The following is a 26,997-nucleotide window of genomic DNA, read 5'->3' as shown; positions in this document are numbered from 1 at the left end:
AGATCGGATCGGCCCATCTCACTTGCCGTGGAGGTCGTAGTAGTTCTGAATTTTCTGCTGGATTTCGGTCATGGTCTGGACTTCGTCCGGCAGCTTGGCCGCATCCATGAAGTCCGCATAAACCTCGGTGAAATCCATTACCGACAGGTCGAGCCGCGAGAACTCGTCGATCGTGAAGCCAATGCACTGTTCCTTTTTCGGCGCCCCCCACGGCTTGCCGAGCTGCACACGGCCCTGCTCCTGGAGGATGCGGGAGAGCTTGCTCTCGAAGCAGCAATAAGCGGTGCGCCGCGTGCTGCAGATGCCGAGGAAACTCGACGAGCAATAGGTGCCGAGATTATGGCACAGGCCCATCCGGTCCTTGATGTCGAGCCTCATCTCGTCCTGTGAACATGCGAAAAGGACCAGGAAGGGGGTCGCGAGCGCGGCGATCGCCGCGGGACCGCCCGCCAGCGCAGCCGCGCCAGCGCCGACCGTCAACAAACCCGACGTCTTGCCCGCACAGCAGTTGATAAGGCCGAACACCGGCTTGTGGCAGGTCTCGCGCGTGCCGCTGAAGACCCGGAGATCGGCTTCGTTGAACTCCTTGCCCGCCTGGTCGATCGCATGCAGCGCAACGAGCGCGTCCTTGAACTCGGTCGACGCTTCGCGAACGATCGGCTCGCAGTCGCCGTTGATGCAATAGACGTCGTCGCCGCAGATATATTGCGGCGCATCGCTCGTGCCTCCGGAAGGCGTCGGGCACCTGTAGACGCGGTTCTCGACTTTGCAGGGCCCGCCATCAGGCTCCTCGTCAAGGCATTCTGTGCGCAGATAGGTGCAGCTCCCGTTCGCCTCGAGATCACCGCAGTCATTGGCTGTTGAGATCCGGTGGCATTGATAGGTCCGCTGCCAGGCCCAGCAGGGCTGGGTGACAGGAACGCCGTCGACGATCCGGGTGACCGGGTCGCTCGACGTGCACACTTCGGTCTCGAGCGTGCAGTTCGGGTCGCCGGCATTGGCGGCGCATAGCCCCTCGTTGCGCGTGATGACCGGCACGGCCGGTTCTTCCTGCTTCGTGAGCCAGTAATTGCCGGTCGAGAGCACATAGCCCGGATGATACTCGCCCGGCGTGATCCCCTGGGCCTCGGCGGTGCATTTGACCTCGACGGCGGTGTGGCCAAGGCTTTTGCAGGTCGGCGCCGCAGTATATCCATAGGCGCTCATATTGTCGCAATAGTCGATCGGGCGGCTTTCCCAGCAGATGCCGGTGGCGATCTCGTCGTCAAAAGCCGCGCGGGCGGGATAGGGCCCGCCATCTGTCGGCAGGAAGCTCAACCGACCCGTGTAATAGGTGTAGATCGTCCGCTTCTCGGTGTGAACGTCAAGGCTGACGTTGCAGGTCCGGGCTTCCGTGGTGACCTTGCTGCCGGCGTTGCAACTCGCCTCATAATAGCCCGCGCTCCCCGGCGCGGCGGGCAGCGGCACGCATGTGCCCTTGGTGCCGCCCATTTCCTCGCCAGCGAGATAGGTCGAGGGATCGTTTTCGACCGATGTCGCGCGCGCCGTGGTCGCGAGGATCTCGGAATTGCTGAACGTGGCCCGGCTGTGATCGGCATCGGTGGTGATGCGATATTGCTCGTTGGACGACTTGGCCGCCTGGGCGTCGGACTCAAGCTTACCGGGATCGTCGAAATAGGATCCTTCGGGCAAGCTCGTGCCGGAATAGCCGGGGACCGCGGCGGCTTGCGCATCGCTGGACGGCACCAGCGTGGAATCGTTGCGCTTCTCCGTACCCAGCGCCTTCCCCTCCTGGCGCGCCTCGTCGAGCGTCATCTGGGCAAGCGCGGGCGAACTCGCCATAACGACGCCGAAGAGCGCAGCCAGGACGAGATACGCCCTCATGGATGGGCCTTGCGCATGTTGGCGAGGCCAACCGCTGCGACCCGTGCGCCCGGGCCATTACCGTCCGCGAACTGCTCGAGCGCATATTCGACCGAGACGTTGCCGACGAGCCGATCATAGGGCGGCAGCTTGGTCTGGCAGGAGAAGCCGGCGCAAAGATCGAAGTCCGACGAGACACTGACGTATGTCGGCACTGCCTGGACATCGAAAGCGCGGAACAGCCGCGGATCGATGCCGACATTGGCGAAATCGTCCTGCCGGTCGATGATCTTGCCAAGGCTCGTGGCGAACTCCTTCATCGAATTGTTGGGGAAGCCGCGGAACACGACCACCCCGCCGGCCCTGGCCGTGTCGCCGATCAGCTTCTGCAGCGACTGCGGTGGCATCGACAGGCTCGCGAAGACGATGAACTGGGGCGCCTCGCCCTTCCCTGCCGTCGCGTTCGACGCGGCACCGGCCACGATCTCGTCGAAATCGACGGGGCCTGCCGGTCCCTTGGGCAGATCGCTCTTGGCGACCCGCTGCATGTTCTCCATGCCAGCGTCGCGAACGGTCTGCGCGTCCTCGCGGAAGGCGTCGCCCCTATCCTTCACATGGTTGACGAAAGCCTCGGCATCCGCCTGTAGGTCCGCCGAACGCTGCTTGATCGCCTGGACGTCGATCCCGTCGACGGTCTGCGCGAGCAAGGCCGTCACGCTCGCCAAGCCAAGGATCGCTGCGAAGCCCCAGAGGTATTTGCGCATTGGACGGCCCCCTACAGCACGCAGCAATTGCGTTTGCGCCAGACGAGGTAGCCCATGTCCTCGCCGGCGGCGGGATAGGCGCGACCTGCGTCAGGCGGCATGGTGGATGCCCCGATCGTGGAGCAGGCGAAGCGGCCGCTCACGGTGGGGATCGGATTGACCATCTGGAAGCGGTATTGCTGCTTGCGCATGATCGGCATGAGGTACTTCTTGCAGAGCCCGGCCGAGCCCATCGTCCCCCAGGCAAGAGCTTCGCGGTGCATCTTGTAGGCGAAGCGCGACAGTGCGAGCCGCGAGGACTGAACATGGCCGATCGAGGACGGCACGTTGCCGTTGAGCGGATACATGCTGCCCTGGCACCCCGCACACCAGAACAGCGGATCGAGCGGCAGGTGGACGGTCCCGGCGATGCAGTCGCCGGCGCAGGCGACCTGGGCGATCGGGTTAGCGAAGACGACGGCTTCCGGATTGATCAGCGCCGTCAGACTATCGTCCTGCCAGAGCGGATCGACCTCGGTCATATAGGCGATGTCGAAGCTCGCCTGCTCGAAGCAGACGAAGTCGGTCAGGATCTCCATCCAGTAGAGCAGCGGATAGACGTACCAGTGCACGTGCCATTTGGCCGTGCTCTGCGAGCGGCCGCCCACCATCGAGGGGCCGGCCAGATAGCCCTGGCCGATGTCGAACCCCGGCGCGATGCGCACACCCCCGAGATTAGGAAAGCACCAGGGCTTCATTGTGACGTCCGCGAGCCGCACCGGCTCCCAGAAGCCGACCGAGATGCCGATCCTGGGAAGCGGGCTGCCACAAAAGCAGATCGGGGAAGCGGGATTGCTCGTATCCGGCCGGCCGCTCGGCCAGATCTTGAGGCCGCCGACCGAGAGTGGGAACAGGCAAGACCAACACACGTCGGTGATCGGATTGACGAACTTCCCGTGACAGGTCGGCCCTGCCGCCTGTGCGCTCGGCGCCAGAAAGAAGGCTGCCAGCGCCATGACGAGAAGCCGCAGAGCTGATCGAAAGCCGCGCATCACTGATCCTCCCCGGCAGGTTCGAGAAAGGCGGTGTCCGCGCGATGCTTGCGCGCGAGGTAAAGCGCCGTGGTCAACAGCGTGGCCGCCAGCAGCGACGCGATCGCACAGGGCGCCGCCTGACCGCTGATCCGCATCAACGGCTGCAAGCCCGCGACACTGGCGGCCAGTAGCAGGCAAAGAACCTGCCAGATCCGGCGCAGCCGCCGAAGATCGCGAGTCTCGGGTGCCGCCATCGGCGTTCGGAGCATGTCGAGCCACAGCGGCATCAGCCCGGGCTCCCGGACTTCAACACCACCTCGGAGACGCGCATCACCTTGCCAGCCTGGGTGACCACGGCTGGCGTATGCTCGATGCCGAAGCGGGAAGTGAGCTTGCCTTGCTGATCGAAGTAGAAACGCCGCTTCTTCGCGGTCATCTGCTCGACCGGCGATCCACGCACGAAGATTATCTTCGCCTTGAGGTCCGTGTAGCGCGTCGTGGCCCAAGCGAGCTGCTCGCTATCGTCACCGTCGATGAAGACAAGGTCCTGACGGATCGAGACGAAGTCGAGCGGGTTGATCCGCTGTCCCGCTGGGGCGATCAGGTTGCCCTTCTGGTCGCGGATGTCGCGTTCCATCGTGACCGACGGATCGAAGTCCCAGCTCCGGGCGGTCCGGGCCGGGGTGACCCCCGTGACGGGATCGGGTCGACGAACTTTCGCCTCGACGCGCTTGGCGAACATCTCGTTGGTCCGGGCGAGCTCGCCGCTTGCCTCTGCGCGGCGCAGGCGGTTTTCAATGGTGGAGAGCAGATCGGGCTCGATGACCGGGAACGCCTGCGCGGCCTGGCCATAGTCCTTGGCCTCCGACCGCATCGGCCCAACGACGATCAACCCGCCGACCGTTGCGGCGATGGCCAGCCCGCCTGAGATGAGCACCCTCATAGGATCGGCTCCCCGGTTCCTATGACCTGGCGCGCGCATACGAAGCCGATTTCGGCATAGCGGCTGTCGAAGCCATCCTTGTGCGGCGTAGCCGCGAAATAGCATCCCTGCGGCACCGGGCCGGTTGCGCCCGGCGTCAGGCGTTCACCAAAGCGTGTGAGCGGTTTCATCTGCGCGACGAGGTGGCCGTTCACCGCAACCTGGCGGCCAACGTGGCTGATCGTGTCGCCCGGCATGCCGTAGACGATCTTGCCGAACATCCGCGGCTTCGCGCCGAAGTGGCGACGCAGGAGCGTGCTTGGCGGCGGGTCGAAGAAAACATAGTCTCCGCGCGCCGGCAGCTTGTGGCGCTGGATGAGGAAGGCCCAGTTCGGAAGCGAACCCGTCGTGTTGATCAGCAGCAGATGATCGTCGCGCCATGCGCTGATCGCGCTGAGCAGAACGCTGCCCGCGATGAACAGGCCGAACAACAGCCATAGCCGCGTGCGTGGCCGCCAGCTTGGGCGCGCCTCACTGGCCGCCGATGCCATCGGAGCCTCCGAAGGTCGAAACTTGCGCAGCTGGCGGAGCATATTGCGGAACCGGCTGCTGCTGCCCTGAAGACACCATTCCTGGCGCCGCCATGCCCTGTGCGGCCATCATGGGATCGATCGGAGGAGCAGCCCCGGGCATCTGGCCCGGCATCTGAGCCGGGGCTGCAAGTTGGGGTCTCGCGGCCGCCATCGCCTGGGCATTCATCTGCTGCAGCTCCTCGGCCGAAGCTTGGCGCGGCCGCGGGACGCCCGAGGCGTAGACCGATTGTCTGAGGCTGTCGGTTATATCGGGCACGTTCTTCGTGAGCACGGCTTCGCCGACGAGCACGATCTGGCCGCCAGCACTGCGCCGCTGCAGTTCCTTGTCGAGCGACGCCATGAAGCCCCGCATCTCGGCCTCGACCTGCGCCGGAGGCGATGTCGAGCGCGCCTGCGCCTGCACATATTCCCCGACGATCGAGGAGAGCCGCGCCGAGACGATATGATCCTGCTTGGGCGTCACCAGTGTCTTGGTGACCCACATGCCCCAGACCACAGTGGCCAGAAGGATCAGCCCGGCGAGGATCTGCATACGGCTGAAGCCAGCGAAGAATGTTCGTCTGGGCTTCGCTGGCGCTGCTGGCGATACCGGTGGCGCGGGAAGGTCGAGTTCGGGTTGCTCAGCCATGGCGGGGGTCTCCCTGCGATCGGGCCGAAGGCAGGATCCTGCCTCTCCGCAGGACCATGAGCCCCACGGAAAGGATGAGATGTGCGACGGCGAAGATGGTCTTGAACGATGCGACCCGATCCGGGGTCGCGATGACGTAGCGGGTGCTGAGGTTGTTGAGCTGGTTCATCAGGCCATCGAGCGAGAAGCCGCCAAGGGCGAGAAAAAACAGCGCGAACAGGCCCCAGGTCATGAGCAGCGTTGATGCGAGGAAGCCGCCGAAATACAGGGTGAAATGAAGCATCGCGCGCGCGTCGATCGACGGCGGCGCGGATGGCTGTACCCTCGGCTCTGTGCTGCTGGCCATGGCTCACTCCGCCGCTTGCGCGAGCTCGGGATCCTCGTGAGAGGCCCATTTTTCCGGGTTGTCCGGGAAGGCGATCCGCTCGATCGCCTCATCCATGGTGAGGCCCTGCGTGACGAGATCCTCAATGGCGGCGTAGACGGCCGGACTGGAGGAATAGACCGTGGACGAGAAGGGATCGAGCACCAGGCGGCCGACCGCCAACGTCTCTGGCCCCTTGATCAGAATGTCGGAATATTCGCGGCCGTTGATCTTCAGCGAGCGCAGCAGCGCGTCGGTATAGTCGTCCATCTCGAAACGATCATGCTTCTTGAAGTCGGCGATGGTCTCCGGCTTCTGCTGGAGAATGACGAACCAGTCGCTGTTCTCAAGGGCGGCGATCGAACCCGCAGACTTGTAATAGTCGTTGAGCGACTGGGTCGCGGTGATGAGCGACGCATAATATTTACGGCAGGTACGCGCAAAGGCCTCGATGAACTCGGCCATCGCCCCGCCGCGCATCATCTGCCACGCTTCATCCAGGAATAGCGCCTTGGGGATCGAACGGTCGACCTTACGCATCATTTGCTGTGACATGAACATGATCGCGGCCAGCACTACGCTGCGCAGTTCCTCACGTGACGAAAGATCGGAGAGTTCGAAAACGGTGAGCTGGGCCGACAACTCGAAGGACACTTCGCCCTGGAAGAAGCGGCCATAAGTGCCGGCGGAGGAGAATGGCCGCATAGCTATGCCAAGATCGGTGGCCTGCTGGTTGCCGGTCGCATCCAGGGCGGTGATGATATCATCGATCGAACCAGCCCGCCCCTTCTCCGCCCAGACCGTGTTGACTGCGCCGTCGATCAGGCCGCGCTCGGTATCGTTGAGCCGATCCATGTGGCGCGACATCTGGTTCACGATGGCCTTGAGCATTGCCATGCAGTCGAGGAGATAGTCCTCATCGGTCGCCGCGAGTTCCTCGTCGATCATGCTGAACGGGTTGAGACAAAAGCCCGAAGCCATCGTGAACTCGACGAAAGCGCCGCCCTGGAGCTTGGCGGAATGCTCGAACGAGCGTCCGTCGTCGATGACGACAACGCGGGCGCCGGCGCCACAGAATGACGCGCACAGCTCCTGCAGCGTCACCGATTTGCCGGAGCCCGACTTGCCGAAGACAGCGACATTGTGGTTGCCGGCCGCATTCTCGAACGGGCTCCAGAAGAAGGGCTGACCACGTCTGCCGATCAGCATCAGATGGGGCACCTGGCTCCCGAGGAACTCGCCCTGAATGGGGGCGAGATTAGCGGCGGTCGTGGTCAGCAATGTGCGCATCCGCTTCATGCGCTCGAGATCGCGCGCGAGACCGTTGGCCATCGTCATCGGCATCGCGCAGAGCAGACCCATGATCTGCAGGTAGCGATCGTCGAGAAGATCCCAGCCCGCTGCCCGGTACACGGATTTGAGTACCCGTTCGTTCGCGTCCCCCCGGCCCTTCGGGGAGAAGGCGGTGACACTGAAGAAGACGCGCACGAGCTTGCGGCCCTGGCGCAGCTCGTCGTTCACATAGCGCCATTCCTGGCTCTGATCGCGCAGCTGCGGCAGGAAGCGCGACGATTTTGAATCGGCCAGGCTCGTTGTGCGCATGAACTTGAAGCTGGCCTTGTTGCTCGCGGCCATCGGATCGGGGAATTCGACACAGAGATTGGTCGCGACCGGGCACGGCATGCGCAGCTTGTCGGTAAACATGTCGCCGATCAGCCGGGCGACGTCCCATGGCGCCCAGCGTGCCGGCAGGTTGCGCACCGAGAACGAGCGGACGTCGAAGACGTCCGGCAGAATTTCACCGATCTCCGGCGCTTCGTCGATGGTCTTGCCGGTGGGCCGGAATCGCTCGGTGCGAAGCAGCATCCGGTCAGACTCGATATGCAATTCGACGTCCCGGCGGATTGCCTGGTCCGCGATCGGATCGAGCGGATTATAGCTGACCACGTCCTCGCCGGCAGCAGTAGTCGGCGAGGTAATGTCGTCGATCCAGGCAATGAGTGCCTGCGGATCCATCGTCCTGGCCGACACATTGATCGAGGCAAGCGCCGAGATGATGCCGTCCATGACGGCGACGATCTCCTCTGCCGTCACGCTCGAGCTCTCGGGCGTCGAATAGGAGATCGCCACGCGGTGATTGCGAAGCGAAAAGGGCGCGTCGGCCGAAAGCGACTTCCAGACCCCGTCGGTCAGGAAGTCGACCCGGTGCTTGGCCATGCGCTCATAGACGCCGCGCGCGGAATAGCGCGGGAGATACCATTTGGAGAGGCGCTCGCCGATCCGCGGACTCATCCATTGGTGGAACTGCAGACAGCCGGGGGCAGGAATCGCCTCCGAGAGAAACTGGGTCAGGATCTCGCCCGTGCGTTCGTCCGCGCCGACGAGCGGCGCTGCTTCGATCACGAAGCCGCGCGATGCGCTGTTGTAGAATATCCCGGTCTTGGGATCATAGCTGCGATAGGGCAGCCAATGCGCCAGCATCGGCACGCCAAACTCCGGCCGCTCGGCGTCGGGCCGCTTGGCGTCGCCCAGGATCCCGGACAGCAGGCTCTCGAAGAAGCTCCCCGCCATCTCACTTGTCCTCCGGCACGGCAGCAGGGAAGTTCGCGGCCTTCACCGTCGCGCCGATCGCCGCCGGCGCGGCTGCCGCTCCGGTCTGCGCAACGCCGGCATCCCGGGCATCCTTAGCCGCGCCATTGGCGACCTCCTGATAGTGGGGATCGGCCTTCACGCGCGCGACCGCCGCCGCGCCGGTCGCGCTCATAGGCTGCGGAGCGGGTGCCGAGGCCGCCTTGGCTTCGGGACTGCCGCTCGCCGGTGCATCAGAGGGGGGATGAGGCACCGTCGAAGCGGCAGCCGGCGGAGTATGGCTCAAAGCCGCCGCCGTTCCCGAACCGGATGTCGCTGGCGCCCTGGGAGCGAGACGCGCCCTGACATCCGCTTTGATCGCACTGACCGGATCGGGGGCCGGATCAGGCTTGCGCGCCCGGGCAGCCGCAACGGCCGCCGGGTCCGGTCCGTTCGGATCGCTGTCGGCGAAGCCTGTCAGCGGCGGATCGATGCGGTCGACCGCATCACCAAGCGATTCCTGGATGTCTGGTGCCACCGCCGACGCCCGCGCCGGCATGGACGCCTGCATCAGAGCCTGCTGCCGCCATTCCCCGCTCGCGACGACCGCATGGACCGCACTGGCCTCGTGGAGCCGGCCACGCTCGTCGATATAGGGCTGAAAGACGATCCGCAGCACCTTCTCTTGGCTGCGTCCGGCATCGGTCGAGGCAAGGCGCGCGGATTGGCCCATCGCCACGCGATTGGTTTTCCCGCGCATCGGCTGCCGCATATTGCCGGTGGGCAGAGCATCGCCGTCCGAAGGGTCCGCCGAGATGAGCGCAAGCGCCCTGTCGTCGATCGTCGAACTCGGCGCGCAGATGCCGTCGGGCGCCGCGCAGGAAAAGCTGCCGCGCACATTGCCGCCGAAACTGGCGCAGCCATTGAGCGCCAGGAGACTGGTCAACCCGAGCACACCCGGCAGCCACAGACGACGGCGGCCGCCGCCATGCCCAACCAAGGACCGCCGGATCACGACTGGCCTCCCTTGAGCCAATTCTCGAGGAAGGCGCGCGGCCGGTAGCCCTCGATCACCGCACCGTCGCCGCGCACGATGACCGGCGTGCCGCTGAGACCATGGCGGTGGGCGAAGGCCTCGTTCGCATCGAGCCCCGAGGTGTTGCAGGAAGGTCCTGCCTTGATTTCCTCTCCGGCATAGGCTGCATGCAGCGCGGCCTCCCGGTTCCTGGCGCAGTAGACGCGGTCGGCGACATCGCGGCTTCCGAGCACCGAGATCGGCCGTTCGACGACCCGCACGTTCATGTCCTTCAGGACACTGGTGAGCGCCCGGCAATAGCCACAGCGGAAATCGGTGAAGACCGTGATCGTCTGGCCCGAAGGATTGCCCCAGACGATCGCACCGTCTCGGGGCAGCTCGGCGAGCGAGAGCTTCTGCGGCGTCGCAGGGCGGACTGGCTTCTCCACCCGGCCCGGCGTTGCCGCAGCGAGCTGTGAAGTATCGTCTTCGCCGCCCGCATTTGCCGCCGCATTGGCCTTCGCGGCTGCGCCGACGAGCATGTCGGGGTTCATCTCGAGCAGACGGGCGGCCGTGATGTCCTGCCGGGTCTGCATGTCATAGACGCGGCCGATGACGAGGAAACGCGCGCCCGTATCGACGTAGAACAGGTTGGCGCCCGCGGTAATCTCGCAAAGGCCGCTGATCTTGCCGCAATCGATAGCGGTGACCGGTGTCTTGGGCAGCCGCGTCTTTAGGAGCAACCGGACCCGGTCTTCCGGGCTGTTCGTGTCGGCCGCGAGCGCGATGCCGGCGACGCTCAGCCCGAGGAGCGTGGTGAGGACGAGGCGCGACGGGCGGCCCAGCGCGCGCAGACGATCAATTGCGAACATAGACACCCTCCAGGAAGACAATCTCAACATCGATGCCGGTCGGCATCTCAATCACGGGCTGGTATTGCTCGGCGCGTTCGATCAGATATTTGGAGACCATGTCGCCAGTCTGGGCGACGCCCTCGCCGAAACCGCCCTCGAGGATGTCGCCCGTCGAGAGCTTCTGGCGCTGGCCGTTGGTCGTGATGTTGGTGCCCTGGAAGACCGAGTTGGCATTCGCCGAGAAGCCACGGCCGAAGCCGCCAGCAAGGCCCGCCAGGAAGGCCTGGGTCACGAGCGAGCCTTCGCGGGACACCACCCGGCCACGCACGCCCGTCTTACCCCCGAAGGCGATGAAGCCCTTGACCTCGGAGACCGCGTAGCGGCCGCCGGGCTGCGGGCAGGTCATCTTCTGAAGCTTGACGTAGACCTTCTCGCTCGAGAGGTCGCCGCGCGCCGCGCCGTTGATGAGGCAGCCCTCTATCTTGGTCGTGAGCAGGCGGCCGTTCTGGTAGACCGAGCGCGCCGGACCCGTCACACGCAGCACGACGGGCAAGGGATCGCTCTGGCTGTTGACCCCCGCGCTCGCATCCACGCCCACGATCACCTTCGCACGCGCGAAGCTGTTGGGCGGCAGATAGTTGACGCTGTCGGTATAGACCGTGTTGCCCTTGGCAATGCGGGAGGCGTTGCCGCTATCCGTCGTCGTGAAGTTGACGAGCTTCACTTCCGCGGCCGAAGCGATCGGAGCCGCCGCTTGCGTTCCGCCCTGCGCGCCCGGTCGCTGATAGGCCTGCGGACCATAGGGCCCGTACATTGCGGCCGGGCCGGGCGCCGGTGCTGCGGCAGTCCGGCGATCAGCGACCTGCCGGCGAAGTTGCTCGTTTTCGGCCTGGTAGGCGGACAGGACCCGCTGGCCATCGGCCTGCATCGCCTGATTCTGGCCCTTCAGCGCCTCGACCTGCGCGGTCAGCGCCTCGAGCCGGCTATTCTGCCCGTCGATCGACTTGAGTTGGTTTTCTGTCGACTGAAAGCGGTTCTCCGAAAGCGCCATCCATTCCTGCTGGGAGAGGTTGCGGTTGACGAGATCCTTGGTGGAGACGTCGACCTCGCTGACGCCGTCGTCGGTCTCCTTCGATTTGTCGCCGTCGCCGCCGAAGATCCAGAAGGACGAAAGGACCAGGCCCACGCCCGCGACGCCGGCGAGGAGCAGACGCTGGCGGCGGCGGACTGCGTCATTGGCACCGAGATCGCCCGACAGCGGGGAAACTCCCTCTTCGGTGCCGCCCTCGCTGCCGCCGTCGAGAGGACGGCGACTGCGCTTCAGGAAATCGGAAAGAGCCATATCCTCACCTTCCCGTAGGAGTATTTTGGCCAGCCAAGGGGCTCGGACCATTTTGCGAGACGAGGTAGGCCGTGGTGACCTTGCCCGGTGCGAGCTTGGTGTCGGCGATCGAGACGGCGAGCGCGCTCGAAGGAGCGACCATGCTTGTGGTAAGCTCGACGCTCTGGTCACCCTTGTTCTCGATCCGAAGCACCCGGCCGGTCAGCTCGGAACCCCGATATTCGGCGATCATCTGGACCTTGAGAGTGCCAACATAGACGGGGCGCAGGGTGCGCTGGCGCATCTCGTAGCCATCGGCGACGGCATTCGAATACATGGCCTGGACAAGCTCGACGGCGGCATCCTGGGGTCCCAGCTGATTGGCGGGACCATTCTCGGCCGCCTTTTCGTTGGCGATCGCAGGGTTCGAAACAAAGACCTGGGCGGCCTGGTCCCCGCTGATCCGGCACACGAACTTGTAGACGTAGCCGCGCTTGCTGGTCGCGAAGAAGGAAAGCGCGGGTCGGCCAAACCCGTCTGGCACAGACAGGTAGATGTCACCGCGGACCGGCTCGTTGACGACCGAGAAGTCGTCCTGCGGATTGCCGGTCGAGATCTTCGACACGCTCGCGAACTCGTCCTCGACGAGGCTGATGCGGGTCAGATCCTTGGCCGACGCGGTGCAATCAACCTGCGCGCTGTCGCTCGCCATGATCGTCTGATCGGCGAAGGCCGGCTCGGCGATGAGGAAGACCGCCAGGGCGACGAGGCTTGCGCCGATGAAGCGGCTCGCGTGGCAAGTCACGCGCGAGAGGAAGGCAGTGCCGAGCGCGGCACTCCCGATAGCATAGACCGGCATCATGATGAGCTCCCCTGTTGGTCTTTCGCGGAGCCGGTCTTCACCATCCCGAAGCCCACCAGCTTCAGCGACAGGCCGGAATATTCCCAGTCGTAGCGGAAGGTGCGGTTCTCGCTGGAGATGACCTTGTTGCCGACGATCGTGTGCAGTTCGCCGGTCACCTCCGAGCGGAGGTTCCTGGTGTCGATCTCCATCTTCTGGATGGTGAAGAACTGCGAGATCGAGGAGCCGCGCTGCTCGCTGACGATCTTGAGCAGGTCGGCCTTGATCTTGCCCTGCGTGCGCGGGCTCGCAATGTCGAGCACCGCATTCATCCAGTATTCGAGGTTCTGCGGGCTGCGATCGAGCGTCAGCACGACCGTGTCGCGCGTGATCATCTCCAGATATTCGCGGCTGACGCCGGCAGAGCTGACCGTCAGCGGAGAACGCAGCACTGGTTGCAGCACCACCTCGCGGTCGCGCGACAGGCTGACCGTGCAGAGCAGCAGGGTGATCACGGCGAGCGCCACCGCGGCGACGGCCAGAATGTTGCGCTGGCGCAGGATCCGCTGGCTGTTCGTATGGCTGTAGGAAAGTTCCATATCACCCCGCCATCAGTCGAAGATATGAGGGTGGCGTGGCTCTCAGGCCGGTGAAGCCGGCCGGAAGATGCCAATAGGCCAGGTGAAGCAGCCAGGACGTCGCCCGGCCTGCCTTAGCTTTTCTGAGACCCCACCAGCCCGCCCCCGAAAGAAGCATGCCGATAAGGATGTGCTGAGACAGGATCCCCCAGACGAATGGGATAACCATCGCCAGGAACTCATCCAGCGTCCACAGCCCGATCAGCTCGGGATCGTCGAGATGAGTTGGAATGACGTACTTGTCTGCGGCCATTGCACCACCCCCTCCTGGACCTGGGCGGAGCTGCTACTCCGCACAGGCCTGGGATCGGTTCAGATCGTCGCGGTCACGGTGGACGTGACGATCGGCACGCCGGTTCCGGCACCGACGCCGACGCCGACCGGGATCGCGATCTGCCCCATCGAGAAGCGACCCGAAGCGAGGGCGACCACGCCGCCGGCGAGGCTGAGCACCGTGATGATCTTGCCGCCGGATCCCTCGAGGAAGTCGGTGAACTTAGTGAGCGCGGTGTTGAACGTCGTGTCGGCGCCGGCGAAGGCGGGACCGGCGAAGAAGAGAAAAGCGAACAGGAGTACGGCGAGGGCGAGGATCGCCAGCTCCGCGTGTCCGCTCTTTTGGAGGACAGACTGCATGTGGATTTCCTTCGATTGGAGACGCGACGGAACCGCGCCCAAACAAAGCTGGCCAATCACATCGCCGCACCGCAACGACGTATGGGATCAGCCCCCTCCCGAATCGGGAAAATTTTCGATCATGTTCGATGTCGGTGATGAAAATGGGGCACCGTGTCCCGGTGATCAGGGCATCCTGCCCCGTCATATGGGGCAAATTGGCCGGGTTGACGGGGCGTTATGCCCTGCAATTGCGGACAGGCTTCATTCGCGGTAGATTCGCGGCGCAAGACTCGTCAGATATTAACCATTGCCTGTTCATAATCCCGGCAAGGCAACCGACCATCGATCGGGCTCTAATGGATGAGGGCAGTTCAGGACGTGGGCACTATGGGCGCTGACTCACGAGACTTTACACTGGATATCTCCGAACGCTTCTTTCATCTCACGACTGAGAGCCTTCGCCTTCATTCTAATAGTACTAAGTGCTATCAGACGCTCGAAAATCTCGTGAACAGCCGCGTTCCAGGAATAGAAAAGATAGATGATGAGGATGCGGAGAACCTAAAGCGCCATCTGGTGGCTGTCCCTACAGGCGGAAGCATTCAGATCCATTTAGAGATTACGGAGACGAGTGCCAAAAATCTTGAGAGAATAAAAGAATTGCTCGAAACAAGACTCGAAACCAACATTTCTGTTGGGGACGCTCTTTCTGCCCTTTTATTCAACTATATAGTCGAGCAGCGGGCAGCTCGCGTGATTTCCAAGCTCCAGTTGGACGAGTTCGATCAACCTCGCGAGACCGGCCCATTCAAGGGGTCCCGGCACTAACAAGCGCGGTCACCAATGCGTTAGCCTTTCGGTTCGGACAAATCTGGTCGAAACCACGCTTGCATTGGCTTTTCTGCTATGATTGTCTTCCCCATCCGAACGGCATTGGGGGATCGATATGACATCTCTTGCCAAGTTAGGGGCGTAAGTTGTGGAGCTCGCCCAAGGCGACGAGCTGCAGAGGGACTATGTGCCTCTGATCCTGCGGGCGATGGCTTGCAAGAAAGCAACTCAACGCAAACTCGCCCACCTGACCGGTATCAGCAAATCGAGGCTGGGCGTTTTGCTGCACAGCAAGCCCGAAAAACGCGTCACCATGACGCTTCCTGAATTTGAAACAATATTGCACGCGCTCGGCATGAATCTAGTGCACGCATATGTGTGCCTGAAAACCTTCAAAGGTCTCGATGAATATTATCAGAAATGTTATTCGACGGCTGTCTTCATGCTCTGCGACATATGCGTGCGCGCGCCTGAGCGAATGATTGATGTGCTCGAGGAATTGGGTGGCTTCGATGGAACCGAGATCAGGCTGGCCTGGAGCCCGTCGCTCCAAAACGCATTGATCAAGAAGGTGACCGAGGAGGTCCAAGCTATTCATGAGCGCAGAAATCGCCTCACCCATGGCGACGATTTCGACCTCTAGCCGAACTGTTCGTGGACATGGATCAGCAAACCATGCGGCTAGAATGTCGAGACGGACGCCTTCCTTCCGATTGTTGGGCGCAGCTGCGTGTTAGGGCCGGCTGTCGTCGAAATGATTGTCGCCTGGCGCCCGATCCCGCTCAATCGCGACCAGTTGAGCAGAACATTGTCCACATAGGCTTGCGTTTCAGGGATCTGCGGGACCAGGCCATTCCGAATCCGCCCCGGTCCTGCATTGTAGGCGGCGAGCGCGAGATGATAGTGGCCGAAACGGTCGAGCTGCTGGCGCAGATATTTCGCGCCCCCGCGCAGGTTCTCATTGATGCTGTAACGGTTGACGCCCAGTGCAACTGCCGTGTCGGGCATCAACTGTGTGAGCCCGAATGCGTTCTTGCGCGAGAAAGCGTCGGGCCGATACCGGCTTTCCCGGATGATCATGGCATCGAACAGGCCAACCGGAATGCCATATTGGCATGCGATGTTGCTCATCATGTCGTAGTAACTAGCCCGGCGCATCTCGGCATCGGACGTCAGAAATCCGGTCGGCCGGTAACCCGGCGAAGAGCAGCCAGGCACATAATGATAAGCCGCCGACGCGAACATGGCGCCGCCTCGCATCCAGAGCGGGACAGGCACGCTGGATGCAGGCGGGAGCTGTGCTTCGACCGCCATCGCGCCCAACTGCGCGACGCCCACATGGGCGAACGGATCTTCGGCATCGGCAGGCGCCGACCGGGGATTTGTGTCCATGAAATTGTTCGCCATCTGGAATTCCACCCATTGCCGACTGAGGTCATGCACCCGAAAGTCCCCAACCGGCGGCAACAGTGTCGCATCTGGCAGATCCCGAACTGGCGCAGCCGGCGCCGCGACGTCTTGCTTCACCGGGGCGCCCATCGCGATGAGCTGGACGCTTCGGACCGCGTGTTCAGGCCTCGAGACGGCGGGCGCTTCGACGGAACAGATCAGGCCGACGGTGGCGACACCCAAGAAAAAAGCACGCATGACGACCTCCCCATTCTTGAACCGAGGAAAATGGACGCCAGCCGAGTCCATCTTGTCAATCCGCCCCGAGACACTCTGACGGCCGGCCGCACAGCTCTTGCGAGAGCGAAATGTGGCTGATCGCGCGATACAGCAATGGCTGCGGAAAGGGCCGAATTCCTCTTCCAGAGGCCGTTCGGAATGCCCTGGTTCGCTGGTACATCGGCCAAGGTGCCCGGGCCGATGAAGAAGCGGGGATCATGCTCGTCCAGCAAGCGCGCATCGGCGAAAAGTGGATCGCCTGTGACTGCTTGCCGCCAGGTGAACCGCCGCCCATCCTGACTCCCGCCTTCCTCTCGGAAGCTGAAACCTACTACCTGCGGCGTCTTACGAGCACTGATCGGCCCGAGCATCAACCCGATTGCCCGTTTTTCCGCGAACAGGCAACAAACCGCATCACCGAAGTGTGGACACAGGAAAGCCCTGCGGAACCGCCCGCCGGCTATTTCGAGGTTCTGCGCCCCGCGCCCGAGAAGCTTGCCCAACGTCCCGAGGAGGACAGCACCGATGATCGTACCCGTCAGGCATCGATCCCGCGCCTGGCGCGGTTGCTTTGGCGGCTTCTTGCTCTTTCCGGCTTGAATCGTTGCCTGCCTCCATCGTTCGATACGGCCGAGCGTTCCATCAAAACCGAATTCCGCGTGCTCTCCGTTGCGGCCGGAAAAGTCGAAATCGCGCCAGGCATTGAACTGGGTCGCGCGTTCTGGACGCATGCTCAGGCGCTACACAGCCGACGCATGTACGCGCGTCTGCGTGAACTTGCCCGAGGCTGGCCCCGCGGCCATGCTCCGCAGGCGTTCCTGGCCCTATTTGCTCAGGATGTCCGCGGCTCCACCATATATGTGCCGGGAAGCGATCCGGTTGTCCTCGCCAATCGCGTCCAATCGCCGTCGATCCGTGGAAACCAGATCAAGGGGCCTTACCTGACGATCGTCGTTGCTGGGGAATATCCTGAAGCCCATGGGTATGCGCCGCTCCGTGCCTACGCCCAGCCTATTTTCTCAGGGAAACGCTTCGTTCCGGTAGATTCCGAATTTGAACGCGCAGTGCTCCGCGAATTGATCAAACTCCAATGGACGTTCGATCGCATCGGAATCGACCTCACCATTGAGAAACCGGTTTTCGACACACTTACGCCGATCGGCGCCTGCCGGCCTGACTTCATCCTGGAACTGCGCTCTCGCGAAACCGGCGAGATCAGGTCGATCATCGTGGAAGCCATGGGATCAACTGATGAGACGTATCTAGCCGCAAAAGCTGTCACTCATCCGCGCATGGCGCAAATTGGTCCACTCGTGTGTGTATCACCGGCGGATGTCAATCGGCGTGCAAACGGGACCCCCTATCGGCGCGCAAAAGGGACCCCCTTTCACGATGGCGCAAGGTTGATCGGACACGCGCCTTTGCGCTGCGCGCGGCGTAGGGAGGGCGGAGCCCGACCGGAGGCGCGCGCAGCGCAAAGCATCTTTTAATCGGAGGTCGGTGGGGGCGATCAGCTGCGGTTTTTGAAGCGCCAGCTGTCATTGCCGGTCTCGACGATGTCGCAATGGTGGGTGACGCGATCAAGGAGCGCGGTGGTCATCTTGGGATCGCCGAACACGGTGGGCCATTCGCCGAACGCGAGGTTGGTGGTGATGATGACGCTGGTCTGCTCGTAGAGCTTGCTGATCAGGTGGAACAGCAACTGGCCGCCCGAGCGGGCGAACGGCAGATATCCCAGTTCGTCGAGCACGATCAGGTCGAGGCGGGATAGCTGGGCGGCGAGAGCGCCGCTCTTGCCGATCCTGGCCTCCTCTTCGAGGCGGGTCACCAGATCGACGGTGTTGAAGTAGCGGCCTCGCGCACCCGAGCGAACGACATTGGCGGCGATGGCGATGGCCAGGTGGGTTTTGCCGGTGCCCGTGCCGCCGACCAGGACGATGTTGCGCCGAGCGGGCAGGAACGCGCCACTGTGCAGCGAACGCACCAGCCCCTCGTTGATCGGCGTGCCCTCGAACCGGAACGCATCGATATCCTTCACGACCGGCAGCCGGGCGGCCGCCATCCGGTATCGGATCGAGGCAGCATGGCGATGTGTTGCTTCCGCGCGCAGAAGGTCGGTCAGTATCTCCATCGTGGTGCGCTGGCGCTGAAGGCCGGTGGTGACCGCATCGTCGAACGCGCCCGCCATGCCCTTGAGCCCAAGCCCGCGCATCGCCTCGATCATGTCATGCCGCTGCATCGAAGGTCCTCAGCTGGTCGTAACGGGCGCAGTCGGCGATCGGCGGATGGCGCAAGGCGCTGTCTTCGGAGGTGATGATGGTGAGCGGTCGCGGCGGTTCGCGGCGCCGCGCCAGGATGTTGAGGATCAGGTCGTCGCTCGCCGTGCCGGTCGCCAATGCCTCGCGGACGGCCGCTTCGACCGGCTCCAGACCATCGGTCAGCACGGCCGACAGCACACGGACGAACCGGCGGTCGGCATCGTCGCCATTGCCAAGCTTGCGGCGCAGGCGCGCCAGCGCCGGCGGCAGATCCCAGTCCTGGAAGGGCGCGCCGTTCCGCAGCGCTCCGGGCTTGCGGGCCAGTACCGGCAGATAATGCCAGGGGTCATAGATCGTGCGGTTGCGCCCGAAGTAGCGGGGATGCTCGGCGACAACCTCCTCGCCGCAGCGCACGACAATGCGGTCGGCATAGGCCCGGACCTGCACCGTCCGCCGCGCCACCGTCGAGAGAACCGAGTAGCGGTTGCGATCGAAGCTGATCAGGCAGGTGCCCGTCACCGCATGCTCGCTCTCGTTAAAGCCGTCGAACGGTCCCAGCATCGGCTGCAGTGCCGATCGCTCGATCTCCAGCGCCTGCGCCACGGTCAGCTCGCCCTGTTCCGGGTGTGCCTGTCGTTCCGCCCAGCGCTGGCACTCGGCCTCCAGCCAGCCATTGAGCTCGTCGAGGCTGGCGAACCGCAACCGGGGTTGGAAGAAGCGGCCCCGGATCGTCTGCACCTGGTTCTCGACCTGGCCCTTCTCCCATCCCGCCGCCGGCGAGCAGGCGGTGGGCTCGACCATATAATGGTCGGTCATGATCAGGAACCGCCGGTTGAAGACCCGCTCCTTCCCCGTGAACACGCTCGTCACCGCCGTCTTCATATTATCGTAGATGCCGCGGCCCGGCACGCCGCCGAAGAAAGCAAAGCCGCGCGCATGCGCGTCGAACAGCATCTCCTGACTCTCGCGCGGATAGGCCCGGACATAGACCGCCCGCGATGCACACAGCCGCATATGCGCAACCTTCACGCGCATCGGCTTGCCGGCGATCTCCACATCCTCATGGCTCCAGTCGAACTGGTAGGCCTCGCCCGGCTTGAACATCAGCGGGATGAAGGCGGTGACACCATCGCCGGCATCCTTGCGCCGGTCGGCCTTCCAGCGCGCCGCGTAGCGCCGAACGGCATCGTAGGAACCCTCAAAACCTTCGCGCTCCAGCAGATCATGTATCCGCGTCATCCGCAGTCGCTCGCGCCTGCCGCGCACCTCGTTCTCTTCCAGCAGTGTGTTCAGGCGATCCTGAAACGGCCCGATCCTAGGCAGTGGCTGAACCTTGCGCTGATAGTCGAATGCGCCTTCCGGCGCCCGGATCGCCTTGCGGATCACCTTCCGCGACACATGCAAATCCCGCGCGATCGCCTTGATCGCCTTGCCGCCGGCATACTCGCGCCGAATCCGAACCACTGTCTCCAAAATCAACATCCCGATCTCGCCGCCTGAAAATCCAGCCGGCTGCTTAAACCATCGAAATGAGGGGTCCCTTTTAGACGCCGATCACCCCGCTAACGGGGTCCTTTTTGCACGCCGATCCACACCGGCGGATGTGGAAACGGGCCGCATCGGCGCTATCGTCCGTCGCGCGGCGGGCGCCTAGCTCCAGCGCATCGATGTGGCGAAGAGAATGACGATGCCGAGCGTCACAGGCATGGAAGTCAGGTACAGCTTTTGCCAGCGCCACCATATTTTCGGGACAAACAGGATGGCGGACCGAAGGGAATTGACGCTGGACCAGCCGCGCTCGCGAACCACTTCCACCATTGTCGTCGCGCAGGAGAGCGCCATGGCGATCACGCAGCACGAACCGGCAGCGACATAAAGCGCCATCCAGTTCGCCAGTTCGATCGCCGTCAGATATCGCATCTCAGCAACCTGTATAGCCGATAATCGTGCACAAAGGCTAATCGGAGTATCAGGTACCGCAAAATTGGAACTTGCCTCATCTGAGATGCACAGATGCCAAAGGTCGGCGTTGCAACGCGATGCAGAAGATGCGTGCGCGTCAGTCCGGGTCCGACCGCAGTAGTACCCGCGCTACGAGGTCGTAGCGCGTCGGGTGTATCCGATCCCGCGTCGGAAAGCGCAGCAGATCGATCGTCTCATCAGCATAGGTCGCAGCGACCGAGTTCACAATGTAGGCATGTTGACGACTGTAAGGAAGAAGCCAAATGACCCGATGGCAGATGGTCCGGATACGGATACTCGTCAGCCTGGCGGCGAGATCAGACCTTGCATCGTCGTTGGATCCGACCGAAAAGACGCATGCGCCGTACTTCTTCGTTGGGAAACGCCATCCAAGTATCTGATGTGCATGCACACGCTCGGCCGCTAGCACATCGCACTGGGGGGCATATTTCGCGTTGATGGCGCGTGCGGTCCCCAGCCCGATGCTGTCGCCCAATATGAGGCACTCAAATACGGACCTGCTCCCCGGCATCGGGAACGTTGCTGTCTTGGTCTTCGATTTGTTGCCGGATTTCCGATACGTCCACCTTGCCGATCAGGTAATCCCCCTCATCCTTGAAAAACGCCTCAATCCGCTTCGTTTCGTCCAGAGGTGGCAAAAGCGAACCGAAGCGGGCCTGCCATTGCTGCTCTACAAAACCCAGGAGTGCCTTCCAGGAAGCCGCCTCGCTTGCGTGGACCTGGAGCATCTTATGACCCTCATGCAGGATGATAAGGACGGAGGCGTGCATGATGCTATCCATCGTAAGCGGCAAATCAGTACGGGCAGGCACGACCTGCCTTTTCGTCGCAAAACATGCAATTCCGGCCACCCGAAATCAAAAATACATATCAACTATGTCTATGTACTGCCAAACTGATTCTAGAAAATACAAGAAAAACCTTCACATGTGTAAAGAGAAAGTTTCAGTTAATTTTGTATATACTCAGAAATTTATCAGAATTGTTATTATAACAACAGTTCTATCAACTCACCAAAAGTGACTTGATAGGAATCTCAGGGTTTGCAAGTACAGATTTATCAGGAGTGGCCTGCGTGATAACGAGTGCCTTACCCTGAACATAGTCCTTCACAGAGTTGACGCAGTCAAGGGCCAGCACCTTACCCTTGCTAAGATATACGAGCGTGAAGCTGCGCGCTGCGCTCTGGCCCCGCACGACGACTTCATCGTATCCCAAGCTAAGCCCGATAGTCTGGAGCTTGAGATCATATTGGTTCGACCAGAACCAGGGAACGGCGTGGTACGGCGCGGCGTCACCAGCAATATGCCTGGCGGCCGTTATGGCCTGGTCATTGGCGTTCTGAACTGACTCCAACCGGATCCGCTGACCGCCAGCAAAGGGGTTGGCATGGATCGCGCAATCGCCGATCGCGTAAATGTTCGGCAACGAAGTCTGACAGAATTCATCGACTTCTACCCCGTTCCCGCTTGCCGCACCCGCCGCGATCAATGGCTCTACGGCCGGAACGATCCCGATGCCGACGACAACCATGTCTGCGGGTAAGACCGAGCCGTCAGACATCCGGACACCCGTTACCCATCCATCATGTCCAATCAGGCAATCCATTTTGGCGTTCAAATGGATCTCAACGCCATGCGCCCGATGTTCAGCCTCATAAAAACGAGAAAGCGGTTCACCAGCGACCCTTGCCAGCACACGATCCATCGCTTCCAGCACCGTCACTTGCTTGCCGAGCTTGGCGAGTACCGCAGCCGCCTCGAGGCCGATATACCCGCCACCGATCACCACGACATTCTGCACTTTCGGCGTCTCGGCCAGCATGCGGTCAGCGTCAGCACGAGTGCGGACGTTGTGGACACCCATGAGATCGCTTCCCGAACAGCTCAAGCGACGAGGCGCACCGCCAGTTGCCCAGATCAGCTTGCCATAGCCAATGCGGCTTCCGTCGGAGAGCACAACATTTTGCTCCGCCGGATCGACGGCCACAACCCGTCGCAGGAGCTGCAACTCGATATCGCGCTCGGCCCAGATTGCCTGAGGTCGAATGAGAATTCTTTCGAAGCTCTTTTCGCCTGAGAAATATTCCTTGGAGAGCGGCGGGCGTTCATATGGCGGATCTGGCTCATCTCCCAGCAGTGCCACACTTCCCGCATATTTATGCTGGCGCAGCGCGAGCGCGGCTTGAGCTCCCCCATGCCCGGCCCCAACAATAAGAACATCGTACCGCTCGCTCATGGGATAGATAGCTTCCTTACAGGATTACATAAGCCGTGCTTTGCTTGTCACGCCGTCGGTTAACGGCAAGAGCCTGATTGAGCTCTCTTTGCGAACTCAAGTGCCCTCAATCTTCCGGCGCAATCGTGATGCAAAGTCCGTCCAGAGCATCAGAGATAGTCAACTGACAGGATAACCGAGATCTTGAGCAACGGTGCTCGGACGAGTCCAGAAGATCGTCCTCATCCGTACTCATGGGTGGCAAGCGATCGAGAAACGCTTCATCGACCTGGATATGGCAGGTTGCGCAGGAGCAACACCCTCCGCACAATGCAAGCAACTCGTCGATGCCTGCGTCGCGGATCGCTTCCAGTAACGTGGTTGCGCCATTCGGTGTGACGGTCACGCGCTCGCCAGTGCGCGTTGTAACGGTAATCTCCATTAGTCCTCTAATTTCCAAATATGCTTTTTGGCAGTCTGCTATCGACTGAAAAACCTCCACGCCGCCTTGGCGCGCAAGGCTCATGGGGAAAGCGCGTAGTCCAATCCGATATCGGCCGCGGGAGCACTTTGGGTGATGCGCCCGACTGATACAAAATCGACGCCAGTCGACGCGATTTCCCTAATCGTATCGAGCCGCACGCCGCCTGACGCTTCGATGGGGACGCGGCCGCCGACAAGGGCGACGGCCTCTTTGAGCTTGGCAGGAGACATGTTGTCGCAAAGCAGACGATCCGCCCCCGCCATCAGCGCAGGCTCGATTTGTTCGATCCCGTCAACCTCGACCTGGACTTCCAGCCCGGTATTGGCGGCTTTCGCAGCCTTGACCGCTTCGACAATGCTGCCAGCGGCGGCGATGTGGTTGTCCTTGATCAGGATACCGTCATCCAGACGCATGCGATGATTCCGCGCCCCGCCCACCTTGGCGGCATATTTCTCGATCGCCCGAAGACCGGGAATTGTCTTGCGCGTATCGAGAAGGACGCAATCCGTACCGGCGATCGCTTCGGCATAAGATCGCGTCACCGTCGCGATGCCGGTCAGGTGCTGGAGCGTATTGAGAGCGGACCTCTCGGCCGCGAGCATGAGCTGCGCGCTTCCCGCAATTCGCATGAGGGGCTGCCCAGCGGCAACATTGTCCCCATCCTGCACCAGGAATTCGATAGCGACCTCGGGGTCGAGCTTACCGAAAAACGCGGCTGCCAGCTGGAGCCCGGCAACCACTATCGGTTGCCGGGCAGCCAGAACGGCGGAAAAGCGCGCGCTGGCGGGGACTGACACACGGCTCGTGACGTCTCCGCTCCCCAGATCCTCACTCAGAACATAATCGACGAAGTTGTCGAGTTGTTGCTGATCCAGGCCCGCGATCAAATCCGACTCACGCATCAGGAAACCGCGTCCGCCAGATCTTCAACTTCTTCCTTGTCGGCGAAGACGCCGGTCAAGCGCCTCTCCTCCTCGGAGACGTTGATCAGCCGCCAGTCATCGCCCTTGGGGACCATGCCCTCGAACGACATGAGCTTCGCCAGTGGCACGCGCGGTTCTACAGCACCCAGTGCCGGCTCGCCTTTCTGAACAGCCTGGGCGGCGCGATACATCTGGGTGCGGAAGGTGAAGATCGCCTTGTCGCTCGAGCCGAGCAGATCCTCGCTGCGGTCGGCGATCGGCCCCATCGATTCCCACATCGCCATGTCCTGACAGGGAATGCCGTAGATGCCGGTAAAGTCGCCGGCTTTCATCAGGGCCCGGTCCTGCAGATAGTTGTTTTCGGCGTTGCGCCGCTTTTTGAAGGTAACGGGCTCGACGTCCTTGCCAATCTCCGCCCCGCAGAACTTGCGCCAGGCATCCTGACTGATGCCCTTCGTCGGATGCCAGGCGATCCAATAGAACATGGTGTTCACATCGTCGATCGGAACCAGCATCTGTGACAGATGATATTGGTCGTTGGACGGGATGTGCACCGTGAACGGAGCCTGGAACAGAGTCATGCGTACATAGTCCTGCTTGTCCGCATCGATGATCGGCTTGCGGATAGCAGCATAACGAAAGCCGAACGGCGTTTTCTGCACTTCAATCTTGGGCGCCTTGTCGGCCGACGGGCGAAGCCACGCGGTGTCCGTAGCCGTCGAGCCGCTTACTTCGGTGGCCGTCGGCATGTTCGATGAATGCAGGCTCGAACTGTGCGCCGAATCGATCGACCCTTCGAGAACCTGCGCCCAGTTGCAGCCGCCATGCATTTTCACGATGCTGATCTTCTCAGCCGGCGCGGCCGACCAGTTCGGCGGGCTGAAAGGGATGACATTTTCCGGGTCACCCATCCACACCCAGACGAAACCAGCAGATTCTACCACCGGATATGCCTTGGTCTTCATCGTGCCGCGTAGCTTTGCATCGACCGGCTCGGAAGACATGTCGACGGCATTGCCGTCCACATCGAATTTCCAGCCATGATAAAGGCAACGCAGGCCGCATTCCTCGTTGCGACCGAAGGCAAGGGAAGCGCGCCGGTGCGGGCACAGCTCGTCGAGCGCACCGATGCGCCCCTCCGTATTGCGGAACACGACCATGTTCTCACCCAGCAAGCGAACACGCAACGGCGTGCCGTCTGGCTCGGCGACGTCCTCGATCATGCAGGCGGGCAACCAGTGCTGCCGCATCAGCTTCCCCATTGGGGCCTCGCCCTCCACACGGCAAAGCAGATCATTTTGTTCCGGAGTCATTAGCTACCCTCCTCATTTTGGCTTGGCACGAAGACGAATCACCCTCAGGATGCGCCCTTGAAATTACTTCTATATCGTAGTAATGGCTTTTTCAAGCCTGATTTTCGGGTTGAAGGGAGCGGCAGGCAAAGAATGGCAAATGCGTTGCGACTAGGAATCATTGGGCTCGGCCGGGGTTTCATGCTCACTCTGCCCGCGCTGAAGGCCGATTCTCGCGTAGCGCTTGCCGGGGCTTTCGACCTGCGCCGCGAAGCTCGGGAACGCTTCGCGGACGAATTCGGCGCGCCGGCGTTCGATACGCTCGACGCGCTCTTGTATTCGCCGGTTATCGATGCGGTTTATATAGCCACCCCGCATGAGTTGCATGCCGAGCAGGCCATCGCCGCTCTGCGGGCTGGAAAGCATGTGCTGGTCGAAAAGCCGATGGCGACAACGCTTGCAGATTGCGCGCGTATAGAGCGCGCCGCCGCCGATGCCGGCAAGGTGCTCGTGGTCGGACCCAGCCACGGCTTCGATGCACCCGTACAGGCTGCCGCGCAATTGGTTGCCTCAGGCAGGTTCGGTGCCGTGCGGATGGTCACGGCGCTCAACTTCACCGATTTCATGTTCCGGCCCAGGCGTCCGGAAGAACTGGATAGCGCCCGTGGCGGCGGCGTCGTCTACAGCCAAGCGGCGCACCAGATCGATGTCGTGCGCCGCCTTGTCGGGCAGCCCGTTTCATCTGTTCGCGCCGTCGCCGCCAACTGGGATAGCAGCCGCCCGAGCGAAGGCGCCTATACGGCGCTGGTGACATTTGAAGCCGGTGCTGCAGCGTCGCTGACCTATAGCGGATATGCGCATTATGACAGCGACGAACTGGTGGGGTGGATAGCGGAGCTTGGCTATGACAAGGACCCGGATCGCTACGGCGAGGCGCGTAAGAGGCTTGCGACGCTATCATCGCAGGATGAAATCGAAGCCAAACTGAAGCGCACATACGGCGTCCCGGCTGTCGCTGCCGACACGCCAGCGCCGCATCATGAGCATTTCGGTTTCATCATCGTCAGCTGCGACCGCGCGGACCTGAAACTGTCGCCCAAGGGGCTCTCAATTTATGGGGACACCGAACGCGATTTCCAGCCGATCGAGCCCCCTGCCCTGCCGCGCAAGGAAGTCATCGACGAGTTTGTCGGCGGTTGCCTAGGCATTCGCCGCCCGATCCATGACGGGCGCTGGGGACTTGATACCATGGCCTGTTGCGTCGCGCTCCTCGAATCGAGCCGACGCAATACGGACGTAGCGCCCAACCAACTTCTCGACACTCTATCGGAGAAACCGTGAC

29 protein-coding genes and 1 pseudogene are annotated in these 26,997 nt (G+C 62.2%); 4 read left to right on the top strand and 26 right to left on the bottom strand.

The features are described 5' to 3' along the window. Window positions 1-18: 18 nt before the first annotated feature. The 16 genes from OOT33_RS16475 to OOT33_RS16400 are packed head-to-tail and all read right to left on the bottom strand — an operon-like array spanning window position 19 to window position 14,017. Window positions 19-1,884 carry a conjugal transfer protein TraN gene (locus tag OOT33_RS16475; RefSeq protein WP_017184766.1) on the bottom strand — a complete coding sequence of 622 codons (1,866 nt, stop codon included), beginning with the start codon at window positions 1,882-1,884 and terminating at the stop codon, window positions 19-21. Continuing rightward, entirely contained in the window at window positions 1,881-2,627 is a 747-nt protein-coding gene (trbC, locus tag OOT33_RS16470) for a type-F conjugative transfer system pilin assembly protein TrbC (RefSeq protein ID WP_017184767.1), read from the bottom strand. The genes OOT33_RS16475 and trbC overlap by 4 nt, the downstream gene beginning before the upstream one ends. Before the next feature lie 11 nt (window positions 2,628-2,638). After that, window positions 2,639-3,658 carry a conjugal transfer pilus assembly protein TraU gene (gene traU, locus OOT33_RS16465; protein ID WP_026002699.1) on the bottom strand — a complete coding sequence of 340 codons (1,020 nt, stop codon included), beginning with the start codon at window positions 3,656-3,658 and terminating at the stop codon, window positions 2,639-2,641. Continuing rightward, the gene (locus tag OOT33_RS16460; protein ID WP_017184770.1) at window positions 3,658-3,927 is read right to left on the bottom strand and encodes a hypothetical protein; all 270 of its coding nucleotides are present in this window, start codon (window positions 3,925-3,927) and stop codon (window positions 3,658-3,660) included. Before OOT33_RS16460 ends, traU begins: the two co-directional genes overlap by 1 nt. Further along, window positions 3,927-4,583: a type-F conjugative transfer system protein TraW gene (gene traW, locus OOT33_RS16455; RefSeq protein ID WP_017184771.1), complete on the bottom strand. Its 657-nt coding sequence runs from the start codon at window positions 4,581-4,583 to the stop codon at window positions 3,927-3,929. Before traW ends, OOT33_RS16460 begins: the two co-directional genes overlap by 1 nt. Then, the gene (locus OOT33_RS16450) at window positions 4,580-5,113 is read right to left on the bottom strand and encodes a S26 family signal peptidase (protein ID WP_017184772.1); all 534 of its coding nucleotides are present in this window, start codon (window positions 5,111-5,113) and stop codon (window positions 4,580-4,582) included. Before OOT33_RS16450 ends, traW begins: the two co-directional genes overlap by 4 nt. After that, the gene (locus OOT33_RS16445) at window positions 5,094-5,783 is read right to left on the bottom strand and encodes a type-F conjugative transfer system protein TrbI (RefSeq protein ID WP_026002700.1); all 690 of its coding nucleotides are present in this window, start codon (window positions 5,781-5,783) and stop codon (window positions 5,094-5,096) included. The genes OOT33_RS16450 and OOT33_RS16445 overlap by 20 nt, the downstream gene beginning before the upstream one ends. Further along, window positions 5,776-6,129, bottom strand: a complete 354-nt coding sequence (locus OOT33_RS16440) for a hypothetical protein (protein ID WP_017184774.1) — start codon at window positions 6,127-6,129, stop codon at window positions 5,776-5,778. The genes OOT33_RS16445 and OOT33_RS16440 overlap by 8 nt, the downstream gene beginning before the upstream one ends. A gap of 3 nt (window positions 6,130-6,132) precedes the next feature. Beyond that, a complete protein-coding gene (traC, locus tag OOT33_RS16435) occupies window positions 6,133-8,718 on the bottom strand; it encodes a type IV secretion system protein TraC (RefSeq protein WP_017184775.1) in 2,586 nt (861 codons plus the stop codon). A gap of 1 nt (window position 8,719) precedes the next feature. Next, window positions 8,720-9,730, bottom strand: coding sequence for a TraV family lipoprotein (locus OOT33_RS16430; RefSeq protein ID WP_017184776.1), 1,011 nt, complete (start codon window positions 9,728-9,730; stop codon window positions 8,720-8,722). Further along, the gene (locus OOT33_RS16425; protein WP_017184777.1) at window positions 9,727-10,602 is read right to left on the bottom strand and encodes a DsbC family protein; all 876 of its coding nucleotides are present in this window, start codon (window positions 10,600-10,602) and stop codon (window positions 9,727-9,729) included. The genes OOT33_RS16430 and OOT33_RS16425 overlap by 4 nt, the downstream gene beginning before the upstream one ends. Beyond that, entirely contained in the window at window positions 10,589-11,926 is a 1,338-nt protein-coding gene (locus tag OOT33_RS16420; RefSeq protein ID WP_017184778.1) for a TraB/VirB10 family protein, read from the bottom strand. The genes OOT33_RS16425 and OOT33_RS16420 overlap by 14 nt, the downstream gene beginning before the upstream one ends. A 4-nt stretch (window positions 11,927-11,930) precedes the next feature. After that, window positions 11,931-12,767: a type-F conjugative transfer system secretin TraK gene (locus OOT33_RS16415; RefSeq protein WP_017184779.1), complete on the bottom strand. Its 837-nt coding sequence runs from the start codon at window positions 12,765-12,767 to the stop codon at window positions 11,931-11,933. Next, window positions 12,764-13,345: a type IV conjugative transfer system protein TraE gene (locus OOT33_RS16410; RefSeq protein WP_017184780.1), complete on the bottom strand. Its 582-nt coding sequence runs from the start codon at window positions 13,343-13,345 to the stop codon at window positions 12,764-12,766. Before OOT33_RS16410 ends, OOT33_RS16415 begins: the two co-directional genes overlap by 4 nt. A gap of 1 nt (window position 13,346) precedes the next feature. Further along, complete coding sequence (traL, locus tag OOT33_RS16405; protein ID WP_017184781.1) at window positions 13,347-13,637, bottom strand: type IV conjugative transfer system protein TraL; 291 nt, start codon at window positions 13,635-13,637, stop codon at window positions 13,347-13,349. A 59-nt stretch (window positions 13,638-13,696) separates the two neighbouring features. Beyond that, window positions 13,697-14,017, bottom strand: a complete 321-nt coding sequence (locus OOT33_RS16400) for a TrbC/VirB2 family protein (protein WP_017184782.1) — start codon at window positions 14,015-14,017, stop codon at window positions 13,697-13,699. Between the two features lie 369 nt (window positions 14,018-14,386). Here OOT33_RS16400 and OOT33_RS16395 point away from each other — a divergent pair, with 369 nt between their 5' ends. Continuing rightward, window positions 14,387-14,827, top strand: coding sequence for a hypothetical protein (locus OOT33_RS16395; RefSeq protein WP_242496067.1), 441 nt, complete (start codon window positions 14,387-14,389; stop codon window positions 14,825-14,827). A 151-nt stretch (window positions 14,828-14,978) separates the two neighbouring features. Beyond that, entirely contained in the window at window positions 14,979-15,473 is a 495-nt protein-coding gene (locus OOT33_RS16390) for a hypothetical protein (RefSeq protein WP_017184784.1), read from the top strand. A 38-nt stretch (window positions 15,474-15,511) separates the two neighbouring features. Here OOT33_RS16390 and OOT33_RS16385 read toward each other — a convergent pair whose 3' ends face one another. Beyond that, entirely contained in the window at window positions 15,512-16,477 is a 966-nt protein-coding gene (locus OOT33_RS16385; RefSeq protein WP_037515329.1) for a lytic transglycosylase domain-containing protein, read from the bottom strand. 110 nt (window positions 16,478-16,587) lie between these two features. Here OOT33_RS16385 and OOT33_RS16380 point away from each other — a divergent pair. After that, window positions 16,588-17,877, top strand: a pseudogene (locus OOT33_RS16380) (hypothetical protein); the annotation flags it as partial. 131 nt (window positions 17,878-18,008) lie between these two features. Here the strand turns inward: OOT33_RS16380 and istB are convergent. The 9 genes from istB to OOT33_RS16335 form a co-directional block, all read right to left on the bottom strand. After that, window positions 18,009-18,737 carry an IS21-like element helper ATPase IstB gene (istB, locus tag OOT33_RS16375; RefSeq protein WP_011950403.1) on the bottom strand — a complete coding sequence of 243 codons (729 nt, stop codon included), beginning with the start codon at window positions 18,735-18,737 and terminating at the stop codon, window positions 18,009-18,011. Then, on the bottom strand, window positions 18,724-20,238 hold the full coding sequence (gene istA, locus OOT33_RS16370; protein ID WP_041378971.1) for an IS21 family transposase: 1,515 nt from the start codon (window positions 20,236-20,238) through the stop codon (window positions 18,724-18,726). Before istA ends, istB begins: the two co-directional genes overlap by 14 nt. Window positions 20,239-20,406: 168 nt before the next feature. Continuing rightward, window positions 20,407-20,676, bottom strand: coding sequence for a hypothetical protein (locus OOT33_RS16365; RefSeq protein ID WP_017184787.1), 270 nt, complete (start codon window positions 20,674-20,676; stop codon window positions 20,407-20,409). Between the two features lie 139 nt (window positions 20,677-20,815). Continuing rightward, window positions 20,816-21,214, bottom strand: a complete 399-nt coding sequence (locus tag OOT33_RS16360; protein ID WP_225900034.1) for a hypothetical protein — start codon at window positions 21,212-21,214, stop codon at window positions 20,816-20,818. A 10-nt stretch (window positions 21,215-21,224) separates the two neighbouring features. Then, window positions 21,225-21,509: a hypothetical protein gene (locus OOT33_RS16355; protein WP_230461513.1), complete on the bottom strand. Its 285-nt coding sequence runs from the start codon at window positions 21,507-21,509 to the stop codon at window positions 21,225-21,227. 235 nt (window positions 21,510-21,744) lie between these two features. Then, window positions 21,745-22,977: an NAD(P)/FAD-dependent oxidoreductase gene (locus tag OOT33_RS16350; RefSeq protein ID WP_017184790.1), complete on the bottom strand. Its 1,233-nt coding sequence runs from the start codon at window positions 22,975-22,977 to the stop codon at window positions 21,745-21,747. Window positions 22,978-23,083: 106 nt separating this feature from the next. Next, entirely contained in the window at window positions 23,084-23,398 is a 315-nt protein-coding gene (locus OOT33_RS16345; RefSeq protein WP_037478039.1) for a 2Fe-2S iron-sulfur cluster-binding protein, read from the bottom strand. Between the two features lie 80 nt (window positions 23,399-23,478). Further along, on the bottom strand, window positions 23,479-24,342 hold the full coding sequence (gene nadC / locus OOT33_RS16340; protein ID WP_017184792.1) for a carboxylating nicotinate-nucleotide diphosphorylase: 864 nt from the start codon (window positions 24,340-24,342) through the stop codon (window positions 23,479-23,481). Beyond that, a complete protein-coding gene (locus OOT33_RS16335; RefSeq protein ID WP_225900033.1) occupies window positions 24,342-25,625 on the bottom strand; it encodes a Rieske 2Fe-2S domain-containing protein in 1,284 nt (427 codons plus the stop codon). Before OOT33_RS16335 ends, nadC begins: the two co-directional genes overlap by 1 nt. 183 nt (window positions 25,626-25,808) lie before the next feature. Between OOT33_RS16335 and OOT33_RS16330 the strand changes: the two genes are divergently transcribed. Then, entirely contained in the window at window positions 25,809-26,996 is a 1,188-nt protein-coding gene (locus OOT33_RS16330; protein WP_017184794.1) for a Gfo/Idh/MocA family protein, read from the top strand. The last annotated feature ends 1 nt before the right edge of the window (window position 26,997 follow it).

This window comes from Sphingobium sp. DEHP117, from assembly GCF_030867385.1.
Classification (GTDB): domain Bacteria; phylum Pseudomonadota; class Alphaproteobacteria; order Sphingomonadales; family Sphingomonadaceae; genus Sphingobium.
Note: the sequence above shows the minus strand (reverse complement) of the source record. Positions and strands in the feature narration are given on the sequence as shown.